The organism is Hoeflea sp. BAL378 (assembly GCF_000759435.1).
GTDB lineage: Bacteria > Pseudomonadota > Alphaproteobacteria > Rhizobiales > Rhizobiaceae > Hoeflea.
The window spans coordinates 17,305-37,819 of sequence record NZ_JRJG01000074.1 but is presented as its reverse complement, the minus strand read 5'-3'; the positions used below and the strand labels follow the sequence as shown (position 1 = coordinate 37,819).

The 20,515-nt window shown below is 66.1% G+C and carries 20 protein-coding genes; 17 read left to right on the top strand and 3 right to left on the bottom strand.

Features of this window, described 5'->3' with window-relative positions; translation table 11 throughout:
* Nucleotides 1-23: 23 nt before the first annotated feature.
* The 17 genes from LL06_RS16330 (at nucleotide 24) to LL06_RS16250 (ending at nucleotide 17,409) form a co-directional block, all read left to right on the top strand.
* A complete protein-coding gene (locus tag LL06_RS16330) occupies nucleotides 24-716 on the top strand; it encodes a glutathione S-transferase family protein (protein ID WP_035529193.1) in 693 nt (230 codons plus the stop codon).
* 36 nt (nucleotides 717-752) lie between these two features.
* The gene (gene queG / locus LL06_RS16325) at nucleotides 753-1,892 is read left to right on the top strand and encodes a tRNA epoxyqueuosine(34) reductase QueG (protein WP_035529190.1); all 1,140 of its coding nucleotides are present in this window, start codon (nucleotides 753-755) and stop codon (nucleotides 1,890-1,892) included.
* A gap of 46 nt (nucleotides 1,893-1,938) precedes the next feature.
* On the top strand, nucleotides 1,939-2,802 hold the full coding sequence (locus LL06_RS16320) for an SDR family oxidoreductase (RefSeq protein ID WP_035529234.1): 864 nt from the start codon (nucleotides 1,939-1,941) through the stop codon (nucleotides 2,800-2,802).
* A 115-nt stretch (nucleotides 2,803-2,917) separates the two neighbouring features.
* Entirely contained in the window at nucleotides 2,918-3,289 is a 372-nt protein-coding gene (locus tag LL06_RS16315; protein WP_052161650.1) for a septal ring lytic transglycosylase RlpA family protein, read from the top strand.
* A 63-nt stretch (nucleotides 3,290-3,352) separates the two neighbouring features.
* Complete coding sequence (locus LL06_RS16310) at nucleotides 3,353-4,660, top strand: acetylornithine deacetylase/succinyl-diaminopimelate desuccinylase family protein (protein WP_035529187.1); 1,308 nt, start codon at nucleotides 3,353-3,355, stop codon at nucleotides 4,658-4,660.
* Nucleotides 4,661-4,695: 35 nt separating this feature from the next.
* The gene (locus tag LL06_RS16305; RefSeq protein ID WP_035529184.1) at nucleotides 4,696-6,186 is read left to right on the top strand and encodes an ABC transporter substrate-binding protein; all 1,491 of its coding nucleotides are present in this window, start codon (nucleotides 4,696-4,698) and stop codon (nucleotides 6,184-6,186) included.
* Between the two features lie 70 nt (nucleotides 6,187-6,256).
* On the top strand, nucleotides 6,257-7,207 hold the full coding sequence (locus tag LL06_RS16300; protein ID WP_035529180.1) for an ABC transporter permease: 951 nt from the start codon (nucleotides 6,257-6,259) through the stop codon (nucleotides 7,205-7,207).
* Nucleotides 7,204-8,064, top strand: a complete 861-nt coding sequence (locus LL06_RS16295; RefSeq protein ID WP_201772345.1) for an ABC transporter permease — start codon at nucleotides 7,204-7,206, stop codon at nucleotides 8,062-8,064. The genes LL06_RS16300 and LL06_RS16295 overlap by 4 nt, the downstream gene beginning before the upstream one ends.
* Complete coding sequence (locus LL06_RS16290; protein WP_035529178.1) at nucleotides 8,064-9,674, top strand: dipeptide ABC transporter ATP-binding protein; 1,611 nt, start codon at nucleotides 8,064-8,066, stop codon at nucleotides 9,672-9,674. The genes LL06_RS16295 and LL06_RS16290 overlap by 1 nt, the downstream gene beginning before the upstream one ends.
* Before the next feature lie 13 nt (nucleotides 9,675-9,687).
* On the top strand, nucleotides 9,688-11,160 hold the full coding sequence (locus LL06_RS16285) for an aldehyde dehydrogenase family protein (protein WP_035529176.1): 1,473 nt from the start codon (nucleotides 9,688-9,690) through the stop codon (nucleotides 11,158-11,160).
* 20 nt (nucleotides 11,161-11,180) lie between these two features.
* Nucleotides 11,181-11,927 (top strand): SDR family oxidoreductase, encoded by a 747-nt coding sequence (locus LL06_RS16280; protein ID WP_035529173.1) that lies wholly within the window; start codon nucleotides 11,181-11,183, stop codon nucleotides 11,925-11,927.
* A gap of 179 nt (nucleotides 11,928-12,106) precedes the next feature.
* On the top strand, nucleotides 12,107-13,399 hold the full coding sequence (locus LL06_RS16275; protein ID WP_035529171.1) for an RsmB/NOP family class I SAM-dependent RNA methyltransferase: 1,293 nt from the start codon (nucleotides 12,107-12,109) through the stop codon (nucleotides 13,397-13,399).
* A gap of 58 nt (nucleotides 13,400-13,457) precedes the next feature.
* A complete protein-coding gene (locus tag LL06_RS16270; RefSeq protein WP_035529169.1) occupies nucleotides 13,458-13,922 on the top strand; it encodes a TspO/MBR family protein in 465 nt (154 codons plus the stop codon).
* A gap of 86 nt (nucleotides 13,923-14,008) precedes the next feature.
* The gene (locus tag LL06_RS16265) at nucleotides 14,009-14,458 is read left to right on the top strand and encodes a PaaI family thioesterase (RefSeq protein WP_035529167.1); all 450 of its coding nucleotides are present in this window, start codon (nucleotides 14,009-14,011) and stop codon (nucleotides 14,456-14,458) included.
* A complete protein-coding gene (locus LL06_RS16260; protein WP_035529165.1) occupies nucleotides 14,455-15,087 on the top strand; it encodes a 5'-methylthioadenosine/S-adenosylhomocysteine nucleosidase in 633 nt (210 codons plus the stop codon). Before LL06_RS16265 ends, LL06_RS16260 begins: the two co-directional genes overlap by 4 nt.
* Before the next feature lie 9 nt (nucleotides 15,088-15,096).
* On the top strand, nucleotides 15,097-16,668 hold the full coding sequence (gene guaA, locus LL06_RS16255; protein ID WP_035529161.1) for a glutamine-hydrolyzing GMP synthase: 1,572 nt from the start codon (nucleotides 15,097-15,099) through the stop codon (nucleotides 16,666-16,668).
* A gap of 372 nt (nucleotides 16,669-17,040) precedes the next feature.
* A complete protein-coding gene (locus tag LL06_RS16250) occupies nucleotides 17,041-17,409 on the top strand; it encodes an ester cyclase (protein WP_345775685.1) in 369 nt (122 codons plus the stop codon).
* Nucleotides 17,410-17,501: 92 nt separating this feature from the next.
* On the opposite strand, the gene LL06_RS16245 is transcribed toward LL06_RS16250, so the two are convergent.
* The 3 genes from LL06_RS16245 to LL06_RS16235 form a co-directional block, all read right to left on the bottom strand.
* Complete coding sequence (locus tag LL06_RS16245) at nucleotides 17,502-18,239, bottom strand: IclR family transcriptional regulator (protein WP_052161649.1); 738 nt, start codon at nucleotides 18,237-18,239, stop codon at nucleotides 17,502-17,504.
* Between the two features lie 280 nt (nucleotides 18,240-18,519).
* The gene (locus LL06_RS16240) at nucleotides 18,520-19,401 is read right to left on the bottom strand and encodes an NAD(P)-dependent oxidoreductase (protein ID WP_035529156.1); all 882 of its coding nucleotides are present in this window, start codon (nucleotides 19,399-19,401) and stop codon (nucleotides 18,520-18,522) included.
* Complete coding sequence (locus LL06_RS16235) at nucleotides 19,398-20,360, bottom strand: SMP-30/gluconolactonase/LRE family protein (protein ID WP_035529224.1); 963 nt, start codon at nucleotides 20,358-20,360, stop codon at nucleotides 19,398-19,400. The genes LL06_RS16240 and LL06_RS16235 overlap by 4 nt, the downstream gene beginning before the upstream one ends.
* Between the last annotated feature and the right edge of the window lie 155 nt (nucleotides 20,361-20,515).

Genomic DNA, 20,515 nt, shown 5'->3' with positions numbered 1-20,515 from the left:
ACGCAAACACGTTCAGCATAACCATGCCAGATCTCTATCATCACACAATCTCGGCCGCGTCCCGCTTTGTTCGGGTCTGTTTCAGCGAGGTCGATTTCGTGACGGATCTCACGGAGGAACTGCCCTGGGAAAAGCGGCCGGCCTTCCTGAAGATCAATCCGGCGGGAACCCTGCCGGTGCTGGTGACCGACAACGGGCATGCCCTGTGCGGCCCGCATGTCATCGCCGAATGGCTCGACGAATCCTTCGGCGTCTTCAAGCGCGACCGCCGCCTGCTGGCCGAGGACCCGTTCAAGCGCGCCGAGATCCGGCGGCTGGTGGAATGGTTCCTGATCAAGTTCGAGCAGGATGTGGCGCGGCCGCTGGTGCGCGAGCGCATCGTCAAATTGCTGATGCCTGCGAGCAACGGCGCGGGCGCGCCGGACCCGAAGATGCTGCGCACCGGCCGGGCCAATATCCGCCAGCACATGAAATATCTCTCCTGGCTCGCCGGATCCCGCACCTGGCTCGCCGGCGACCGGCTGAGCTATGCCGATCTTGCCGCGGCCAGCGCGCTGTCGGTGATGGACTATCTGGGCGAGATCGACTGGAGCGAGTATCCGCAGGCGAAGGACTGGTACCAGCGCGTCAAGTCCCGCCCCTCCTTCAGGCCGCTTCTGGCCGACCGGATCCGCAACATGCCGCCGGTTGCCCATTACGCCGATCTCGATTTCTAGGCCATGAGCCGGTCCGGCCCAGATCCGACGGCGGCCATGACCGACGCCGGAGCCGACCGTCTCAAGAAGTTTCTCAAGGTCGAAGCCCGGGCGCTCGGCTTCTGCGATCTCGCCGTGACAAGGCCAGATCCCGGCTCCGACCTGCACCGGCGGCTTGAACAGTTCGTCGCCCTCAAGCGGCACGGCTCGATGCAATGGCTGGCCGAGACCCTGGACCGGCGCAGCAATCCGCTCGTCCTCTGGCCCGAGGTCCGCTCGGTGATCATGCTGGCGATGAATTACGGCCCCGACGTCGATCCGCTGGAGAACCTCGAGCACAGGTCCAACGCCAGCATCTCGGTCTACGCCAGGAACCGCGATTACCACGACATCATCAAGGGCCGGCTCAAGCAGCTCGCCGGCCAGTTCGCCGCGCGCGCCGGCGGCGACGTCAAGGTCTTCGTCGACACGGCGCCGGTGATGGAAAAGCCGCTGGCCCAGGCGGCGGGGCTGGGCTGGATCGGCAAGCACACCAATCTTGTCAGCCGCAGCCGCGGCTCCTGGCTGTTCCTGGGCTCGATCTTCACGACGATCGAGCTTGCGCCGGACGCGGCCGAAACCGATCATTGCGGCTCCTGCCGGGCCTGCCTCGACATCTGCCCGACCGATGCCTTTCCCGCGCCCTACCAGATCGACGCGCGGCGCTGCATCTCCTATCTCACCATCGAGAACAAGGGCCCGGTGCCGCGTGAGTTCCGTCGCGCCATGGGCAACCGCATCTATGGCTGCGACGACTGCCTGGCGGCCTGCCCCTGGAACAAATACGCCGCGGCGGCCAGCGAAGCCAAGCTCGTGGCGCGCGACGATCTGCGCTCGCCGCCGCTGGCCCAGTTCCTTTCGATGGATGATCAGGCGTTCCGGGCGTTCTTCTCGGGCTCGCCGGTCAAGCGCATCGGCCGCGACCGGTTCCTGCGCAATGTGCTGATCGCCGCCGGCAACAGCGGCGATCCCGCTCTGGTCCCGGCCTGCCGGGCGCTGCTGCCGGATGCGTCGCCTCTGGTGCGCGGCGCCGCGGTCTGGGCCCTGTCGGTCTTGACCGGACCGGCCTATATGCAGGGTCTGGCGCAAGGCCAGGGCGGCGACGCCGACGGCCAGGTCCGCGAGGAATGGCGGCTGGCCCTGGCCGAAGCCGGCTGACCGCCGCTGCAGCGGCGAACACTTCGAATGGGGGATAAACATGTCGATGAATGTGACGATCTTCGGGGCCGGGTTTTCCGGCCTCGCGATTGCCCGGGCCCTGGCGGCGGAGGCCGACCGCCTGGCCGGCACGACCCGCGGACCCGCCCGGTTCGGCGATCTCCGGGCCGCCGGCCTCAGCCCCTTCGTCTATGACGGCGGACGCCCCTCGCCGGATCTCGCCGCAGAGCTCTCCCGAACCACCCATCTGGTGATGTCGATCGCACCGGATTCGGGCGGCGATCCGCTGCTCGACGCCTTCCCTGCCGGGTTTGGCGAAGCCCTGCCTGCGCTCGAATGGATCGGCTACCTCTCCACCGTCGGCGTCTATGGCGACCATGGCGGCGACTGGGTCGACGAGGAGACGCCCTGCCGCCCGGTGTCGAAACGCTCAGTGGCGCGGCTGGCGGCCGAAGAGGGCTGGGCCGGGCTGGCGGACCGGGCCGGCGTGCCGCTGGCCGTCATCCGCCTGTCGGGCATCTACGGCCCCGGGCGCAATGCGCTGAGAACGGTGCAGGAGGGCAAGGCGCGGCGGCTGGTTAAGCCCGGCCAGGTGTTCAACCGCATCCATGTCGCCGACATCGGCGGGGCGACGGCGCTGCTAGCCCGCGAGCGTCTGGGCGGGATCTTCAACGTCACCGACGACAGGCCCGCGCCGCCGCAGGACGTCGTCGAATTCGCCGCCCGGCTGATGGGCGTCGAGCCGCCGCCGGAGAGCGATTTCGAAACCGCCGACCTGTCGCCGATGGCGCGCTCCTTCTACGGCGAGAACAAGCGGGTCGCCAACGCGAAGATCAAGGCGGCGGGGTACGAATTCCGTTTTCCCGACTATGTGTCGGGCCTCGAGGGCCTGCTCCGCGACGGGGCCTGACCGGCGGACTCCTGCCGCGTCGCAACATTCGGCAACAACAAGTGATTTGAGCGGTCTCTTTCCTGCCCGGTTCTCCCCGCACCACGCCGGTTCAACCGATTCAAGGAACCGCCTCATGACATCCACCCGAGCCCGCGCCCGCGCCGGAGCCCTGATCCTGTCTTCGATTCTGGCCGCGAGCGTCGCCAGCCCGGCCTTTGCCGCCAATCCCTCCTGCGGCCGCGCCTCCTGGTATGCGCTGACGTCGAAAACCGCCTCGGGCGAACGCATGGACCCGGCCAAGCTCACCGCCGCGCATCCGCGCCTGAGCTTCGGCACCCGCGTCAAGGTGACCAACCCCCGCAACGGCAAGACCGTCGTCGTGCGCATCAACGACCGCGGGCCCTTCGTCAAGGGTCGCATCATCGATGTCTCCAAGGCCGCCGCCGGTCAATTGGGCATGATCAATTCCGGCGTCGCAAAGGTTTGTTTTCACGTGGTTTCCTGAACCCGGCCGGCTTGCCAGATCCGGCTGCCGCGCTATTGTGGCGCGACAGCATGGAGACATCACATGGCGCAGGCCGACCATTCGCCGGACAGACACCAGGCCCTTGCGCGGGAAATCGCCGCCCGGCGCGACGACCTCGTCGCCCTGACCCAGGACCTGATCCGGATTCCGACGATCAACCCGCCCGGCGAGTTCTACCGCGACATCTGCGACTATCTCGCCCGGCGCATGGAAAAATCCGGCTTTGACGTCAAGCTGCTGCGCGCCGAGGGAACCCCGGGCGACAGCGAGCGGCATCCGCGCTGGAACGTCATCGCCCGCCGCGAAGGCGGCCGGCCGGGCCCCTGCGTGCATTTCAACTCCCACATCGACGTCGTCGAGACCGGCTTGGGCTGGACCTTCGATCCCTTTGGCGGAACCGTGTCCGACGGCAAGGTGTATGGCCGCGGCGCCTGCGACATGAAGGGCGGGCTCGCTGCCTCCATCGTCGCAGCCGAGGCCTATGTGACGCTCTGGCCCGATCATCCGGGCGCCGTCGAAATCTCCGGCACGGCCGACGAGGAGACCGGCGGCTATGGCGGCGTGGCCTGGCTTGCCGAGCAGGGCTATTTCTCGCCCGAGCGCGTGCAGCACGTCATCATCCCCGAGCCGCTCAACAAGGACCGCATCTGTCTCGGTCACCGCGGTGTCATGTGGGCGCAGATCCGCACCCACGGCCGCATCGCCCACGGCTCGATGCCGTTCCTGGGCGATTGCGCGGTGCGACACATGGGCGCAGTCCTGTCGGAAATGGAGACTTCGCTGTTTCCGGCGCTGGCGGCGCGGCGCACCGCCATGCCGGTCGTGCCCGACGGCGCGCGCCAGTCGACCATGAACATCAATTCGCTGCATGGCGGCCAGGCCGAGCCCGAAGCCGGCTACACCGGCTTCCCCTCGGCCTGCGTGCCCGACCAGGCCAGCATGGTGATCGACCGGCGCTACCTGATTGAGGAGCAGGGCTCCGAGGTGCGCGAGGAAATCGTCGCCCTGCTCGAGCGGGTGAAGGCGGAGCGGCCCGGCTTCCGCTATGATTTCGAGGAACTCTGGCAGGTGAGCCCGACCATGACTTCCGTGGATGCCCCCGTGGTCAAGGCGGTGGAGCGCGCCATCCGCGCAGCACTTTCCTGCGAGCCGGTGCATGTCGTCTCGCCGGGCACCTACGACCAGAAACATATTGACCGGATTGGCCGCTTGAAAGACTGTATCGCCTATGGCCCCGGCATCCTCGATCTGGCGCACCAGCCGGATGAATATGTGGGCATTGACGACATGGTCGATTCGGCGAAGGTGATGGCCTTCGCCCTGGACGATCTTCTGCACGGACGCGGTTGACCGCGGGCCGTCCAACGGGAGCAAGGGGAGAACACATGACAAGGACTTCGATCGCGGCCGCGGCCGTTTCGATACTGGCGCTGGGTCTGGCATTCGGGCCGGCGCCGGCGCTGGCCGCCAGGACGGACGCCTCCATCGGCATGCAGCTGGAGCCGCCAAATCTCGATCCGACCGGCGGCGCGGCCGCGGCGATCGACGAGGTGGTCTACGCCAATGTCTTCGAGGGCCTCACCCGCTTCGGCGCCGACGGCTCGATTCTTCCGGCGCTGGCCGAAAGCTGGGAGATCTCCGAGGATGGCCTCACCTACACGTTCAAGCTCCGCTCCGGCGCCAAGTTCCACGACGGCTCGGCCTTCGACGCCGAGGACGTGAAGTTCTCGCTCAACCGCGCCCGCGCGGACGATTCGACCAATGCCCAGAAGGCGCTGTTCGCCGACATCGCCTCGGTCGAGGTGGTCGATCCGGCGACCGTCAAGGTGACGCTGTCCAAGCCGAACGGATCGTTCCTGTTCAACATGGCCTGGGGCGATGCGGTGATCGTCGCGCCGGAAACGGCGGCCGACAACGCCGCCAAGCCGGTCGGCACCGGTCCCTTCGCCTTCGGTGAATGGGTCAAGGGCGACCGCGTCGACCTCGTCCGCAACCCCGACTACTGGGGCGAACCGGTCAAGCTCGAGAAAGTGACCTTCAAGTTCATTTCCGATCCGACCGCGGCCTTCGCCGCCATGATGGCCGGCGACCTCGACGCCTATCCGGCCTTCCCGGCGCCCGAGAACCTCACCCAGTTCGAGGCCGATCCGCGCTTTGCGGTGATCATCGGCTCGTCGGAAGGCGAGACCATTCTCGCCATGAACAACAAGAAGCCGCCGCTCGACGACATCAGGGTGCGCCAGGCGATCACGCACGCGATCGACCGCCAGGCGATCATCGACGGCGCGCTGTTCGGCTACGGCACGCCGATCGGCACGCATTTCGCCCCGCACAACCCGGCCTATGTCGATCTGACCGCCCAGTCGGCCTATGATCCGGAAAAGTCCAAGGCGCTCCTGGCCGAGGCCGGCGTCAGCGACCTGACGCTGAGCCTCAAGCTGCCGCCGCCGAGCTATGCCCGCCGTGGCGGCGAGATCATCGCGGCGCAGCTGCGCGAGGTCGGCATCAACACCGAGATCACCAATGTCGAATGGGCGCAGTGGCTCGAGGACGTGTTCAAGGGCAAGAACTTCGATCTCACCGTGATCTCGCACACCGAGCCAATGGACATCGGCATCTATGCCCGCGACGACTATTACTTCCAGTACGCCGATCCGGACTTCAAGAAAATCATGGACGATCTCGCCAACGCCACCGATCCGGCAAAGCGCACCGAACTGATGCAGGCGGCGCAGAAGAAGATCGCTGACGACTATGTCAACGCCTACCTGTTCCAGCTTCCCCGCACCGGCGTGACCAATGTCAAGCTCAAGGGCCTGTGGCCCAACTCGCCCACCCAGGCCAACGACATGACCGGCGTCTACTGGGAAGAGTGATACCTGATGCAAGCGCCGGGGCCGGCGCGACGTCCGGCCCCGGTTCACCCATGCTCCTGGACCATGCAAGATGACCGCCTATCTGCTCCGGCGCTTCGTGTCGCTGTCGCTCAGCCTGGTGGCGGCGAGCCTCGTGATCTTCCTGGTCATGGAAGTGGTGCCGGGCGATCCCGCCTCCTTCATGATGGGCATCAACGCCGACCCTGAGGCCGTGGCGGCGCTGAGATTGCAGATGGGTCTCGATGAGCCGCTGCCGCTCCGATATCTCGGCTGGGTCGCGGGCCTGCTGCAGGGCGATTTCGGCGTCTCCTACACCTACCGGGTGCCGGTGTCCGAGCTCATCTCCGAGCGGGTGATGATCTCCCTGCCGCTGACGCTCTATGCCCTGGCGCTGTCGACCCTGATCGCCTTCCCGGCCGGCATCATCGCTGCCGCAAGGCGCAATTCGGCCGCCGACCTGTCGGTGATGGGCGCCACCCAGCTGGGCGTGGCGATCCCCAATTTCTGGTTCGCGATGATCCTGGTGCTGATCTTCGCGGTCAATTTGCGCTGGGTCTCGGCCGGCGGCTTTCCCGGATGGGACGCCGGCTTCGTACCGGCGCTGAAGGCGCTGACGCTTCCGGCCATCGCGCTCGCCCTGCCGCAGGCCTCGATTCTCGCCCGCGTCATGCGCTCGTCGCTGATCGACACGCTCGACGAGGATTTCATGCGCACGGCCCGCGCCAAGGGCCTGAGCCGGGGCCAGGCCCTGTGGCGGCACGCGCTGCGCAACGCGCTGATCCCGGTGCTGACCATCATCGGCCTGCAATTCTCCTTCCTGCTTGCCGGCGGCATCATCATCGAGAACGTCTTCTACCTGCCGGGCCTCGGCCGGCTGGTGTTCCAGGCCATCACCCAGCGCGATCTGATCGTCGTCCGCTCGGTGGTGATCCTGCTGGTCTTCGCCGTCATCGTGGTGACCTTCCTGGTCGATCTCGCCTATGCCGCGGCCGATCCGCGGCTCAGAAGGCACCGCCGATGAGCGGGGCCGGGTCCACCGAAAGAACCTTCCTGCGCATGGCGCTGGGCCATCCGGCCTTCGTCATCGGCTTCGTTCTGTCCGCCGTCTTCGTGGCGCTCGCGCTGATCTCCTTCGTCTGGACGCCGTTCGACCCGACCAGGCTCTCGATCGCCACCAAACTCCAGACCCCGTCGCTCCACCATTGGTTCGGCACGGATCATTTCGGCCGCGACATGTTTTCCATGATCATGGTCGGCGCGCGGGTATCGATCGCGGTCGCCTTCATAGCTGTCGGCATCGGCATGATCGTCGGCGTTCCGCTCGGCCTCTATGCCGCCGCCCGCCGCGGCAGCTTCATCGACGAGATCATCATGCGCGGCAACGATCTGGTCTTCGCCTTCCCGTCGCTGCTGCTCGCCATCATGATCACCGCCGTCTTCGGCCCCGGCGCGGTCAACGCCATCATCGCCATCGGCATCTTCAACGTGCCTGTGTTCGCGCGGCTGTCGCGCGGGGCTGCCCTGTCCCTGTGGACCCGGGACTTCATCCTCGCCGCCCGGGTCGCGGGCAAGGGAGCGGCCCGCATCTCGGCCGAGCACATCCTGCCCAACATCGCCAATCTGCTGATCGTGCAGGGCACCATCCAGTTCTCGCTCGCCATCCTCGCCGAAGCGGCGCTCGCCTATGTGGGCCTGGGCGCTCAGCCGCCGCTGCCGAGCTGGGGGCGGATGCTGGCCGACGCCCAGACGCTGATTTCGCTGGCCCCGCACATGGCGCTGTTCCCGGGCTTCGCCATCATCATCACCGTGCTCGGCCTGAACCTGATGGGCGACGGCCTGCGCGACCTGTTCGACCCGAAGCTGAGACGGGAGCGGTGATGAGCGCGCTGTCCATCTCCAATCTGAGGCTCGACATCCACGGCCACCCCGTGCTGCACGACATCGATCTCACGCTCGAGCCCGGCAAGGTGCTGGGCGTCGTCGGCGAATCGGGATCGGGCAAGTCCATGACCGCGCTGTCGGTGATGCAGCTTCTGCCGCGCGGCAGCAACTGGAGCGGTGAGATTCTTGTCGGCGGCGTCAGCCTGTCCGGCAAGGACGAGGCGGCGCTCTGCCAGATGCGCGGCCGCGACGTCGGCATGATCTTCCAGGAGCCGATGACCGCGCTCAACCCGGTGCGCACCATTGGCGACCAGGTGGCCGAGACCGTTCGCGTCCACACCGGCGCGAGCCGCCGCGAGGCGCTCGGCGTCGCCCGCGAGATGCTCGACCGCGTCGGCCTGCCGGAAAGCCGCTTCCCGCTCGACCGCTATCCGCACGACCTGTCGGGCGGCCAGCGCCAACGCGTCGTCATCGCCCAGGCGATCGCGCTTCGCCCCAAGGTGCTAATCGCCGACGAGCCGACCACGGCGCTGGACGTGACCACCCAGGCGCAGATCCTCGACCTGCTCCGGGAGCTTGTGCGCGAGGAGGACATGGGGCTGATGCTGATCACCCATGACCTCGCCGTCGTCGCCGGCATGGCTGACACCATCGCCATCCTCAGGAAAGGCGAAGTGGTGGAATCCGGGCCGACGCGCGAGGTCTTTCGCGAGATGCGCCACCCCTATACACGCGCCCTGTTCTCGGCCTCAGCCCATGTGCCCGACCGCGGCCGCAAGCCCGAGCCCTCGGCCGTGCCGGTCCTGTCGGTTTCGGACGTGGTGCGCGACTATCCGCAGCCGCGCCGCAACCTCTTCGTCAGGCGGCCGCCGTTCCGCGCCGTCGACAAGGTCGGCTTCACCATTTCCCACGGCGAGAATGTCGGGCTGGTGGGCGAATCGGGCTGCGGCAAGTCCACGCTCGCCCGCGCCATCCTGGCGCTCGACGCGCTGCAGGGCGGCGAGATCCGGCTGGGCGGCCAGCTTGTCTCGAGCGCCGGCGAGGGTCCGCATCCGGAGCTAAGGGCCAGGATGCAGGTGGTGTTCCAGGATCCCTACGGCTCCTTCAATCCGCGCCACCGGGTGCGCAGGCTGGTGACCGAGCCGTTCCACCTCATCAAGTCGCCGCCCACCGGCGCCGAGCTCGACCGCCGCATCGACCGCGCCCTCACCGAAGTCGGCCTGTCGCCGGGCGACGCCTCCAAATACATCCATGAATTCTCCGGCGGCCAGCGCCAGCGCATCGCCATCGCCCGGGCGCTGATCATCGAGCCGGCGCTGATCGTGCTCGACGAGGCGGTTTCCGCGCTCGACGTCTCGATCCGCGCCCAGATCCTCGACCTGCTGGCCGAGCTTTCCGACCGGCTCGACCTCTCCTATCTGTTCATCTCCCATGACCTGTCGGTCGTCCGCGCCATCACCGACCGGGTGCTGGTGATGAAGGACGGCCGCATTGTCGAGCAGGGCGAGACCGAAAGCGTGTTCCGCAACCCGCAACATCCCTATACGAGGGAGCTGGTGGCCGCGACCCCGTCGCTCGAAGCGGCGCTTGCCGCGCCCGCGACCTGACTGGACGAAAGGAATGACCGTGACCGACACCCTCGACGCCGGATTTGACACCAGCCAATGCCTGATCGGCGGGCGATGGATCGGCGCCAGCGGCGGCCGCACCCTGCCGGTCGAGGACCCCTCGACCGGCCTGGAGATCGGCCGCATCGCCCGCGGCGGCAAGGCCGAGATCGAGGCGGCCGTCGATGCGGCGCAATTGGCACTCGCCGGCGAATGGGGCGCGATGCCCGCCGCCGAACGGGGCCGGCTGCTCGCCAAAATCGGCCGCGCGGTGGAGGAGAATGTCGAGTGGCTGGCCAAGCTCGAGGCCCATGATGTCGGCAAGCCGCTCAGCCAGGCCCGCGCCGATGCCCGCGCGCTGGCGCGCTATCTCGAATTCTATGGCGGCGCGGCCGACAAGATCCATGGCGAGACCATTCCCTATCTCAACGACTACACGGTCTTCACCCTGCGCGAGCCGCATGGCGTGACCGGCCACATCATTCCCTGGAACTACCCGATGCAGATCCTCGGCCGCTCGGTGGGCGCGGCACTGACGATGGGCAACGCCGCGGTCCTGAAGCCGGCCGAGGAAGCCTCGCTCACGGCGTTGGCCTTCGCCCGCATCGCGGTTGAGTGCGGCCTGCCCGCCGGTGCGCTCAATGTGGTGCCGGGGCTGGGCGAGGAGGCGGGGGCCGCGCTCTGTTCGCATCCCGGCGTCAATCATCTTTCTTTCACCGGCTCGCTCGAGACCGGCCGCAAGGTGCAGACGGCGGCGGCGCTGAACGTGGTTCCGGTGACGCTCGAGCTCGGCGGCAAGTCGCCGCAGATCGTCTTCGCCGACGCCGATCTCGACCGCGCCTTGCCGTTCCTCGTCAATGCCGGCATCCAGAACGCCGGCCAGACCTGCTCGGCGTCCTCGCGCATCCTCGTGGAAGCCTCGCTGCACAAGGACATCGTCCGCCTGATGAGCGAGCGCTACAAGGCGCTGACCGTGGGTGCGGCGATGGAGGACCAGTCGGTCGGCCCGCTGATCTCGGCGCGGCAGAAGAACATTGTCCAGGGCTTTCTCGCCGAGGCCGACGAGGATGGCCTGGCCCCGGTGGCCGAGGGCCAGATGCCCAAATCCGCGCCGATGGGCGGCCATTACGTCCGCCCGACGCTCTATGGCGACGTCGATCCCGGCCATGCGCTGGCGCGTGACGAGATCTTCGGCCCGGTGCAGGTGATCATTCCGTTCCGCGACGAGGAGGAGGCCGTGGCGATCGCCAACGGCACCGACTACGGCCTGGTGGCCGGCGTCTGGACCCGCGACGGCGGCCGGCAGATGCGGCTCGCCCGCGCCATCCGCTCCGGCCAGGTCTTCGTCAACAATTACGGCGCCGGCGGCGGCGTCGAGCTGCCATTCGGCGGTGTCGGCAAGTCCGGCCACGGCCGCGAGAAGGGCTTCGAGGCGCTCTACGGCTTCTCGGCGCTCAAGACCGTCGCCGTCTGGCACGGCAAGTAGATTTTTCCATGGAGAGACCGATGAGACTTGAAGGCAAGACCGCGCTGGTGACCGGCGGCGCATCCGGATTTGGCGCGGGCATCGTCCGCAAGTTCCTGGACGAGGGCGCCCGCGTCGCCATCGCCGACATCAATGCCGAGGCCGCCAGCGAATTCGCCTCCGGTCTGGGCGACCGCGCCATCGCCATCACGGTGGATGTCTCGAAGAACGACAGCGTCGGCGCCATGGCCGCTTCCGTGCTCGGCCGCTTTGGCCATCTCGATATCCTCGTCAACAATGCCGGCATCACCCACCTGCCCACGCCGCTCGAGGATGTGAGCGAAGAGGATTTCGACCGGGTGCTCGCGGTCAACGCCAAGTCGGTCTTCCTCACCGCGCGGCACTTCGTGCCGGGCATGAAGCAAAGGGGCGCAGGCGCGATTCTCAACGTCGCCTCGACGGCGGGCGTCAGCCCGCGGCCGCGGCTCAACTGGTACAATTGCTCCAAGGGCTGGATGATCACCGCGACCCGGACCATGGCGGTGGAACTCGCGCCCTCGGGCATCCGCGTCAACGCCATCAATCCGGTAGCCGGCGAAACGCCGCTGCTCAAATCCTTCATGGGCGAGGACACGCCGGAGATCCGGGCGAAGTTCCTCTCGACCATTCCGCTGGGGCGCTTCTCGACGCCCGAGGACATGGGCAACGCCGCCTGTTTCCTCTGCTCCGACGAGGCCTCGATGATCACCGGCGTCGCCATGGAAGTCGACGGCGGCCGCTGCATCTAGGCCGGGACCGGGCCGAATCGCTTGCTATGGACGAGGTGACCGGCTAGCAGGGGGCGAGCACAAGCGCCCGCGCGCCCGATGGGACCGCGCTCATGGCGCAGTGCACCTTAGCAATCCTGCATATGCGCTGACGTTCGACCCCGACCCTCTGAGCGCGACATGCATCGGGAGACCAGACCATGCGCCTCGGCGGACGCCTGCAAGCAGCCATAGAAGTCCTGACCGATATCGAGACCAGGCACCGCCCGGTCCCCGACGCGCTCAAGGACTGGGGCCTGTCGCACCGCTTCGCCGGATCCGGCGATCGCGCGGCGATTTCCAACCTTGTGCACGATGCGCTGAGGATGAAACTGTCGCATGGCTTCGTCATGGACAGTGACCAGCCGGAGGCGCTCGCGGTGGCGACGCTGTTGCGGCAGTGGAAGGTGAGCCCAGAAGAACTGGCGGCCAGCCTCGACGGCGACAAGTTCGCCCCCGAGATCCCCTCGGTCGAAACGCTCACGGACTGCCTGGCCCGCGACCTGTCGAAGGCCCCGGCCCATGTCCGCGCCGACATTCCCGAATGGCTGGCGCCGTCCTTCGAACGCGCCTTCGGCGAGGACTGGGAAGCCGAGGCCCAGGCCATGACCGCGCGCCCGCCGCTCGATCTCAGGGTCAACACGCTCGTGACCACCCGTGACGAGGTGCTGGAGGCCTTTGCCGGCCAGGGCGCCAGGCCCACAAGGCTCGCGCCCAACGGCATCCGCATCGAGGCCGGCGAGGGACCGCAGCGCCAGATCGCCGCCACCAGCGAAGTGAGTTTCGCCCGCGGCTGGTTCGAGATCCAGGACGAGGGCTCGCAGCTCGCTGCCGGCCTTGCCGGCGCCGCGGCGGGAGAGATGGTGCTCGACTATTGCGCCGGCGGCGGCGGCAAGTCGCTGGCCTTCGCGGCGATGATGAACAACGAGGGCAGCATCAACGCCTATGATTCCGATCGCCGGAGGCTCGCTCCGATGGTCGAGCGCATCCGCCGCGCCGGCGCCGAGAACATCTACATCAAGGAGCGCGCCCACAATCTGGCGGGGCTGGAGGCGCGCATGGACCGGGTGCTGATCGACGCGCCCTGCACCGGCACCGGCACATGGCGGCGCCGTCCCGACGCCAAGTGGCGCATCTCGGAAAAGAACATCGCCGACCGCATCGCCGACCAGGACAAGGTGCTTGACGAGGCGGTCAACTATGTCCGCCCCGGCGGCGAGATTGCCTATGTCACCTGCTCGCTGCTGCCCGAGGAAAACACCGACCGCACCAAGGCCTTCCTGCAGCGGCATCCGGAATTTGAAACCATCGGCCTCAAGCAGCGTTGGAAGTCGGCGGTGGCGGATGCCGAGGCGCCGGTCCCCTATGCGACCGCCAATCTCGGCCTGGTGCTGTCGCCGCGGCGCACCGGAACCGACGGGTTCTATTTCATGGCGTTCCGGCGCAAGCTCTGATGGTTGAGGCAAGCCGGCTCCCGGGCCCGCGAGCGGATGATCTTTAAAAGGCGAAGGCATGAGCAAATCGAACGCCGTGACACTGATCCTGTTCGTGGTCCTGACCGTGGCCGGCGGCAGCCTGGTCGGCTTCTTCTCGATGCCCGGGCCCTGGTACGCGGCGCTCACAAAGCCCTGGTTCAATCCGCCCAACTGGATCTTCGGGCCGGTCTGGACCGCCCTCTACATCCTCATCGGCATTTCCGGCGCGCGCGTGTGGATCCGCGACCGGCATGGCCCCCTGCCCAGGCTCTGGTTCACACAGATCGCGCTCAACTTCCTCTGGCCGCTGGTCTTCTTCACGGCTCGGCGCCCGGACCTGGCGCTGGTCGTGCTGGCCGGCATGCTGGTTTCGATCCTCGCCTTCATCGCGCTGGCCTGGCGGCGCGACCGTCCCTCGGCGCTGATGTTCCTGCCCTATGCGCTCTGGGTCAGCTTCGCGGGCCTGCTCAACGCAACAATCTGGTGGCTCAATCCGGTCTGAGCCGCCGATCCCGCAAAAACCGCTTGCTGTTTGCCGGACCGCTTGGCACCTTCGCACCTGCGAAAAGCCAGGGAGCGGATTGCCGCATGGATGAAATACCCGATCAGAATTTCCGCGAACGCGTGACCGCGAGCTTCGCGCGCCAGAAGGCCATGCGGACCATTGGCGCGGACCTGACCAAGGTCGAGTACGGCGTGGTCGAGATCGAGATGCCGTTCCGCGAGGATCTCACCCAGCAGCATGGGTTCCTGCATGCGGGCATTCTCTCCGCCGCGCTCGATTCGGCCTGCGGCTACGCGGCGCTTTCGGTGATGCCGGAAGAGGCGGCGGTGCTGACCATCGAGTTCAAGATCAACCTGCTGTCACCCGGGCGTGGCGACCGCTTCCTGTTTCGCGGCGAGGTCACCAAGCCCGGCAACACCATCATCGTCAGCGACGGCCGCGCCTACGCCATCGCCGACGGGCCGGCCAAGCTGATCGCCTCGATGACCGGCACCATGATGGTGGTGCGCGGGCGGGAGGGGATTGCCGGATGAGGGGCGAGATCAAGACCGTGGGCCGCCGCCGCATTCTCTACGTCATGGCCGCGGAGCCGGAATACGGCCCGCACCTCAAGGCGAGGTTTGAGCCGCTGATGACTGGCGTCGGCCCGGTCGAGGCCGCCGCCGCGGTGGCTGCCCGGCTGTCCGGCCTCGCCGCCGGCGGACCCGACTGCCTCGTCTGCCTCGGCTCCGCCGGTTCGCGGCTCCTGGAGCAGACCCATGTCTACCAGGTCTCCTCGGTGAGTTATCGCGACATGGATGCAAGCCCGCTCGGCTTCGAGAAGGGCCGCACCCCGTTTCTCGACCTGCCCGCCACGCTGCCCCTGCCGGTGATCGCCGAGGGCGTGCCGCAGGCGAGCCTGTCGACCGGGGCCAACATCGTCTCGGGCGCGGCCTATGATGCGATCGATGCCGACATGGTCGACATGGAGACCTTCGCGGTGGTGCGCGCGGCCCACCTGTTCTCGGTTCCGGTCATCGGCCTGCGCGGCATTTCCGACGGCAAGGCCGAGCTCAGCCACATCGACGACTGGACCGAGTATCTCCACGTCATCGACGAAAAACTGGCCGATGCGGTGGATCGCGTCGAGGCGGCGATTGCATCCGGAGCGGTTTTGGCTTAACGGCTCGCCATGAACGATATCCTCCACACCACCCATCCCGATTCCATCCTGATCATCGACTTCGGCAGTCAGGTGACGCAGCTCATCGCCCGGCGCGTGCGCGAGGCCGGCGTCTATTGCGAGATCGTCCCGTTCCAGCTGGCCGAGGACGGCTTCGAGCGGATGCGGCCCAAGGGCGTGATCTTTTCCGGCGGGCCCGATTCGGTGACCCGCGAGGGCTCGCCCCGCGCCCCGCAGGCGGTGTTCGATTCAGGCGTGCCGATCCTCGCCATCTGTTACGGCCAGCAGACGCTGTGCCAACAGATCGGCGGCCATGTCGAGGGCGGCCATCACCGCGAGTTCGGCCGCGCCGATGTCGAGATCCTCAAGTCCTCGCCGCTGTTCGAGGGCTTCTGGGAAGTGGGCAAGAAATATCCGGTGTGGATGAGCCATGGCGACCGGGTCACGCGTCTGCCGGAAGGCTTCGAGGTGATCGGCACCTCGCCCAACGCCCCCTTCGCCATCTCGGTCAACGAGGACAAGCGCTACTACACAACCATGTTCCACCCCGAGGTGGTGCACACGCCCGACGGCGCGAAGCTCCTGTCCAATTTCGTCCACAAGATCGTCGGCCTCAAGGCCGACTGGTCGATGGCGGCCTACCGGGCCGAGATGGTGCAGAAGATCCGCGACCAGGTGGGCGACGGCAAGGTCATCTGTGCGCTCTCGGGCGGGGTGGATTCCTCGGTGGCGGCGCTCCTGATCCACGAGGCGATCGGCGACCAGCTCTCCTGCATCCTGGTCGATCACGGCTTGATGCGCATGAACGAGGCGCGCGACGTGGTCGCCATGTTCCGCGACCATTACAATCTCAACCTGAAAATGGTGGATGCGTCCGACCGCTTCATCTCGGCGCTCGAGGGCGAGGCCGACCCCGAGACCAAGCGCAAGACCATCGGCCGGCTGTTCATCGAAGTGTTCGAGGAAGAGGCGAAGAAGATCGGCGGCGCCGATTACCTCGCCCAGGGCACGCTCTATCCCGACGTCATCGAAAGCGTCTCCTTCTCCGGCGGCCCGTCGGTCACCATCAAGTCGCACCACAATGTCGGCGGCCTGCCCGCGCGCATGAACATGCAGCTTGTCGAACCCTTGCGCGAACTGTTCAAGGACGAAGTCCGGGTGCTGGGCCGCGAGCTCGGCCTGCCCGACAGCTTCATCGGCCGCCACCCGTTCCCCGGACCGGGCCTCGCCATCCGCTGCCCCGGCGGCATCACCCGGGAAAAGCTCGAGATCCTGCGCCAGGCCGACGCCATCTATCTCGACGAGATCCGCAAGGCCGGCCTCTACGACACGATCTGGCAGGCCTTCGCCGTGCTGCTGCCTGTGCAGACCGTCGGCGTGATGGGAGACGGCCGCACCTATGAATTCGTCTGCGCGCTGCGCGCCGTCACCTCGGTCGACGGCATGACAGCCGATTTCTACCCCTACGACATGGATTTCCTCGGGCGCACCGCCACGCGGATCATCAACGAGGTCAAGGGCATCAACCGCGTCGTCTACGACGTCACCTCGAAACCGCCCGGCACCATCGAATGGGAATGATTTTTGCCCGTCCGAAGCTATACGGAAGTATGCTTCGGTACGACGCAACACACTGAGAAAACAGCCTATCCCATGGGACGCGTCTGGCGGACACGCTCACGGGCCTCGCCCCCATTGATCATCCGGAAAATCGAAAGTACCGTCACGGCGAAGCCGCGCAACGTCCACCTGTGCCGGCAACTCCCGATATGTGCTTCCGTCTCGGTACGAGACCCGGACGCGCCCACATGTCCCGCGCGACCTTCAACCGCATCATACAGGTCATGACTTCTTCCTGCCGTGGCCTGCGCCTCGCGCGTTATCCTTGCAGAACAGTGACGTTAGGAGGGTCTGACAATGACTGGGTCATCACAGGAAACAGCGACAGCCAGCATGTACAGGAAATACATCGCCTGCCTGAATGCCCGTGCCTGGAACGAGCTTGGCGAATTCGTGGCCGCCGATGTGGTCCACAATGGGCGCCTGCTCGGGGTGGATGGCTACCGGGCCATGCTCGAAGAGGATTTCCGGAACATCCCGGACCTTCATTTCAACGCCGATCTCGTCGTGGCGAATGAAAGTCATGTCGCCGCACGGCTTCGGTTCGACTGCACGCCTGTCCAGGACTTCCTTGGCGTTCCGGTCAATGGACGGCGCGTCGTCTTCCACGAACATGTTTTCTACACGGTGAGAGAAGGCAGGATCGCAGAAGTCTTCTCGCTCATCGACAAGACAGCCATTGAAGCGCAGGTCAGGCCCTGACAAGGCGGCTCCCTTCCTCGGGGATCATCGCTGATCCTGCCGGATATCCTGGGAGAATCATGGCGGCTGCGGGCGGGACCGCCGGGGCCGGTTCAGATCGGGAAGGTGCCGCCGAGTTCCTTGGTCAGCTCCCGAACGGCAGCCAGGATGGTGACCTTCATCTGTTCGACATCTGGCGGCGTGAAGCGCTCCTTCGGGCCGGAAAAGGACAGCGCGCCCAGCAGCCGGTTGCGTTGGGAAAAGACAGGCGCCGCCACGCCGGCGCAGAACTTGTCGCGTTCGCCCAGCGAAACGGCCACAAAGGTCCGTCTGATCTCGTCCATGTCGGCGCCGTCCGCCGGCTCTTCATCGAAGGCCAGCAGAACCTTGCCGGCAGCGCCGCGATGCATCGGCAAGCGGTCACCCGTGTGCACGCGATCGAGCGTGGAATGGTTCGAGTTCAGCCGAAACAGGCACAGCCGCTCATCCTTGGTCTGGCGGACATGGAACGAGGGGCTTTCCGAGCCTGCGTCCACCAGCCGCTGCATGATGGGCAGGAACAGATGCCGCAGCGGATTGGCGCGCTCATAGGCAAGCCCCAGTTGCATGATGGTCGGACCAAGCGCGTATTTGGATTCCTCGACCCGCACCACATAGCCTGCGCCCTGGAGCGACTGAAGGATGCGCAGGATGGTGCTCTTGTAGAGGCCCGTCGTCCGGGAGATCTCGGAGAGGTTGCGGGGCATGCTCGACGATTCAAGGGCAGCAATGATCGAAAAGGCACGATCGACCGCAGCCACTCCGCGATGCTCCTTGTCGATTTCGGTGTCGGTGTCGATCTGTACGCTCAAGAATCGCCCCTGGGTTAGGTTGTCTTCGTACTTGTTCTGTTAAGCAGAACGAAGTCTCCACTTCAATGCGAAATCTGCACCCATTAACCTCGGGCGCCAAGCCTCTTCGAAGGCCGCATCCTCAAGGATGCATGACGCGCGGTCGCGCCTGTCGTGCCAGGACCGGATGCGGATGAAGCCCGTGGACGAATCTACCATAGGGCATGCCGGGAAAGAATGTCGGCACCGCACCCGAATGCAGCGCTAGGCGCATGGACGCCGATCTGCAGTCCGCCATGGGCTAGACCTTGTCCGTGACCTGCACCAGCGCGGGGAAGTAATTGTTCTGGTAGCCTTGAGCCCGCGCCTTCTCCATCCGCGCCTGCGCCAGTTCGGCGCCGGGGACCTTGAAGCCCGTCAGCGAGGCGAGGTCGATCGCGTAGCTCACATCCTTGAGGGCGTAGTCCGTCGGGAAGGCGCCGGTCGGGAAATGGCCCGGCAGCATGGACTTCATGCCGTGATTGCGCAGGGCGAAACTGTCCGCGGAGCCCTTGGACAGGGTTTCAAACAGCAAGGTGGGATCAACGCCCGCCGCCTTGCCCAGTGTCAGCGCTTCGGACAACGCGACCACCGTTTCAAACAGCACCATATTGTTGAGTATTTTCACCACCTGGCCGCAGCCGACGGGACCACAATGGGTGATGTCGGTGGCTGCATGGGCGAGCAGCGGCCGCACCCGTTCGAAGATTTCGGGGCTGGCGCCCACCATGATGGAGAGGGTGCCGTCCTGCGCCGCCTGTCTTGTCCGGGCAACTGGCGCATCGGCATAGTCGACGCCACGGGCGGCAAGTTCGCCCGCCAGTTCCCGCGTCAGGCTGACGGGAGCCGTGGAGGTGTCGACGAGCAGAAGACCGGGGCGGGCATTTTCCAAGACGCCGCCCGGACCGCGAATCACGGCTTCGACCTGCGGCCCGCCTGGCAGAGACAGGAAGAGGACATCCACTTTCGCCGCCAGTTCGGCAATGCTGCCGGTCGGGATCGCGCCCAGGTCCTTCAGCCTTTCGACCGGCTCGGGATTGATGTCGAACACATGGAGCCTGGCGCCTGATTTCGTGAGGATGTTCTGGCAGATGGGCTCGCCCATCACGCCGAGGCCGGCAAATCCGATCACGGATGTGGTCATGCGGCGTCTCCCTTGGATGTTGGTATGGAAAGGATCGATGTGCCGCACAGGGAGCCGAGATAGGCCGTGCCGCCGTCGGCGGAAAAATCGATGCTGGCGATGTTGCCCAGTTGGCTTTCGCCGGTTTCGTAGAAATGCTCGCGGCCCATTTTCCCTGCGGCCAGAGCGGTTTCCACGGTCTCGACCCAGGTGTCGTCGCAGTCTTCAAGATGGAGGGACTTGGCGCCATCCGGCGCCACTTTCCAGAGACGGTTGCTGACGATGCAGGTCACCCAGAGGTTGCCCTTCGCATCGTAGCGGATGCCGTCGGGGAAATCGCCACGGCCGAACTGTGCGAATGTGCGGCGATTGCTCAGCCCGTTTGCCCCCAGGCTGAACTGCGTGACTTTGCGGGAGAACGTTTCCGAGATCACGAGCGAGGCTCCATCCGGGGTCAGGCGGCATTCGTTGGAAAAGCAGATGTCGTCGGCCAGCAGGCGCGGGCCCTTTTCATCGATCATCACGATGAGGCCGTCCCTGACCTTGTCCGAATAGGCGGCAAAGCGCGGGCGACTGACCGTGCTGACCGTCACGAAGGTCCGGCCAAGCGCATCGGTCATGACGAAATTCGCAGCGGCGAGAAAAACACCGTCGACCTCCATGAGGAAGGGCGTCAGTTCCCCCCGCGGCGACAAGCGCCAGATGCCGCCGCCTTCACCGATATTGGCGATCAGGAAACTTCCGTCGGCCTGCGGCGCAATGCCGTTGGGAATCAGTTCTTCGCCGCCGGCCAGTGCCGGAGACGGGCCAAGCGTGGTTGTCTTGCCATCGGCTGAAATAAAGCTGACACCCCTGCCGCGGTGAGATACCGCGAGTGTTCCGTTGCCCAGCACATGGACCGATTCGGGGCGCACGAGACCGGTTCCGACCCTTCGCACATCCGCGTTCGACAGGTCCGCGCTGTATTTTCCGTCTGCCATGATCATCCTCCGTTGCGGCTTAAAATAGACCGATAATTCCGCTAGACGCAACAGATTGTTTCGCGCCAAATGCGTCGGCGGGGACCGTTCTACAAAAAAGCGATTGCCAAGCCGTTTCAAAAATGCCTATTAAATAGAACGACAGTTCCGCACAG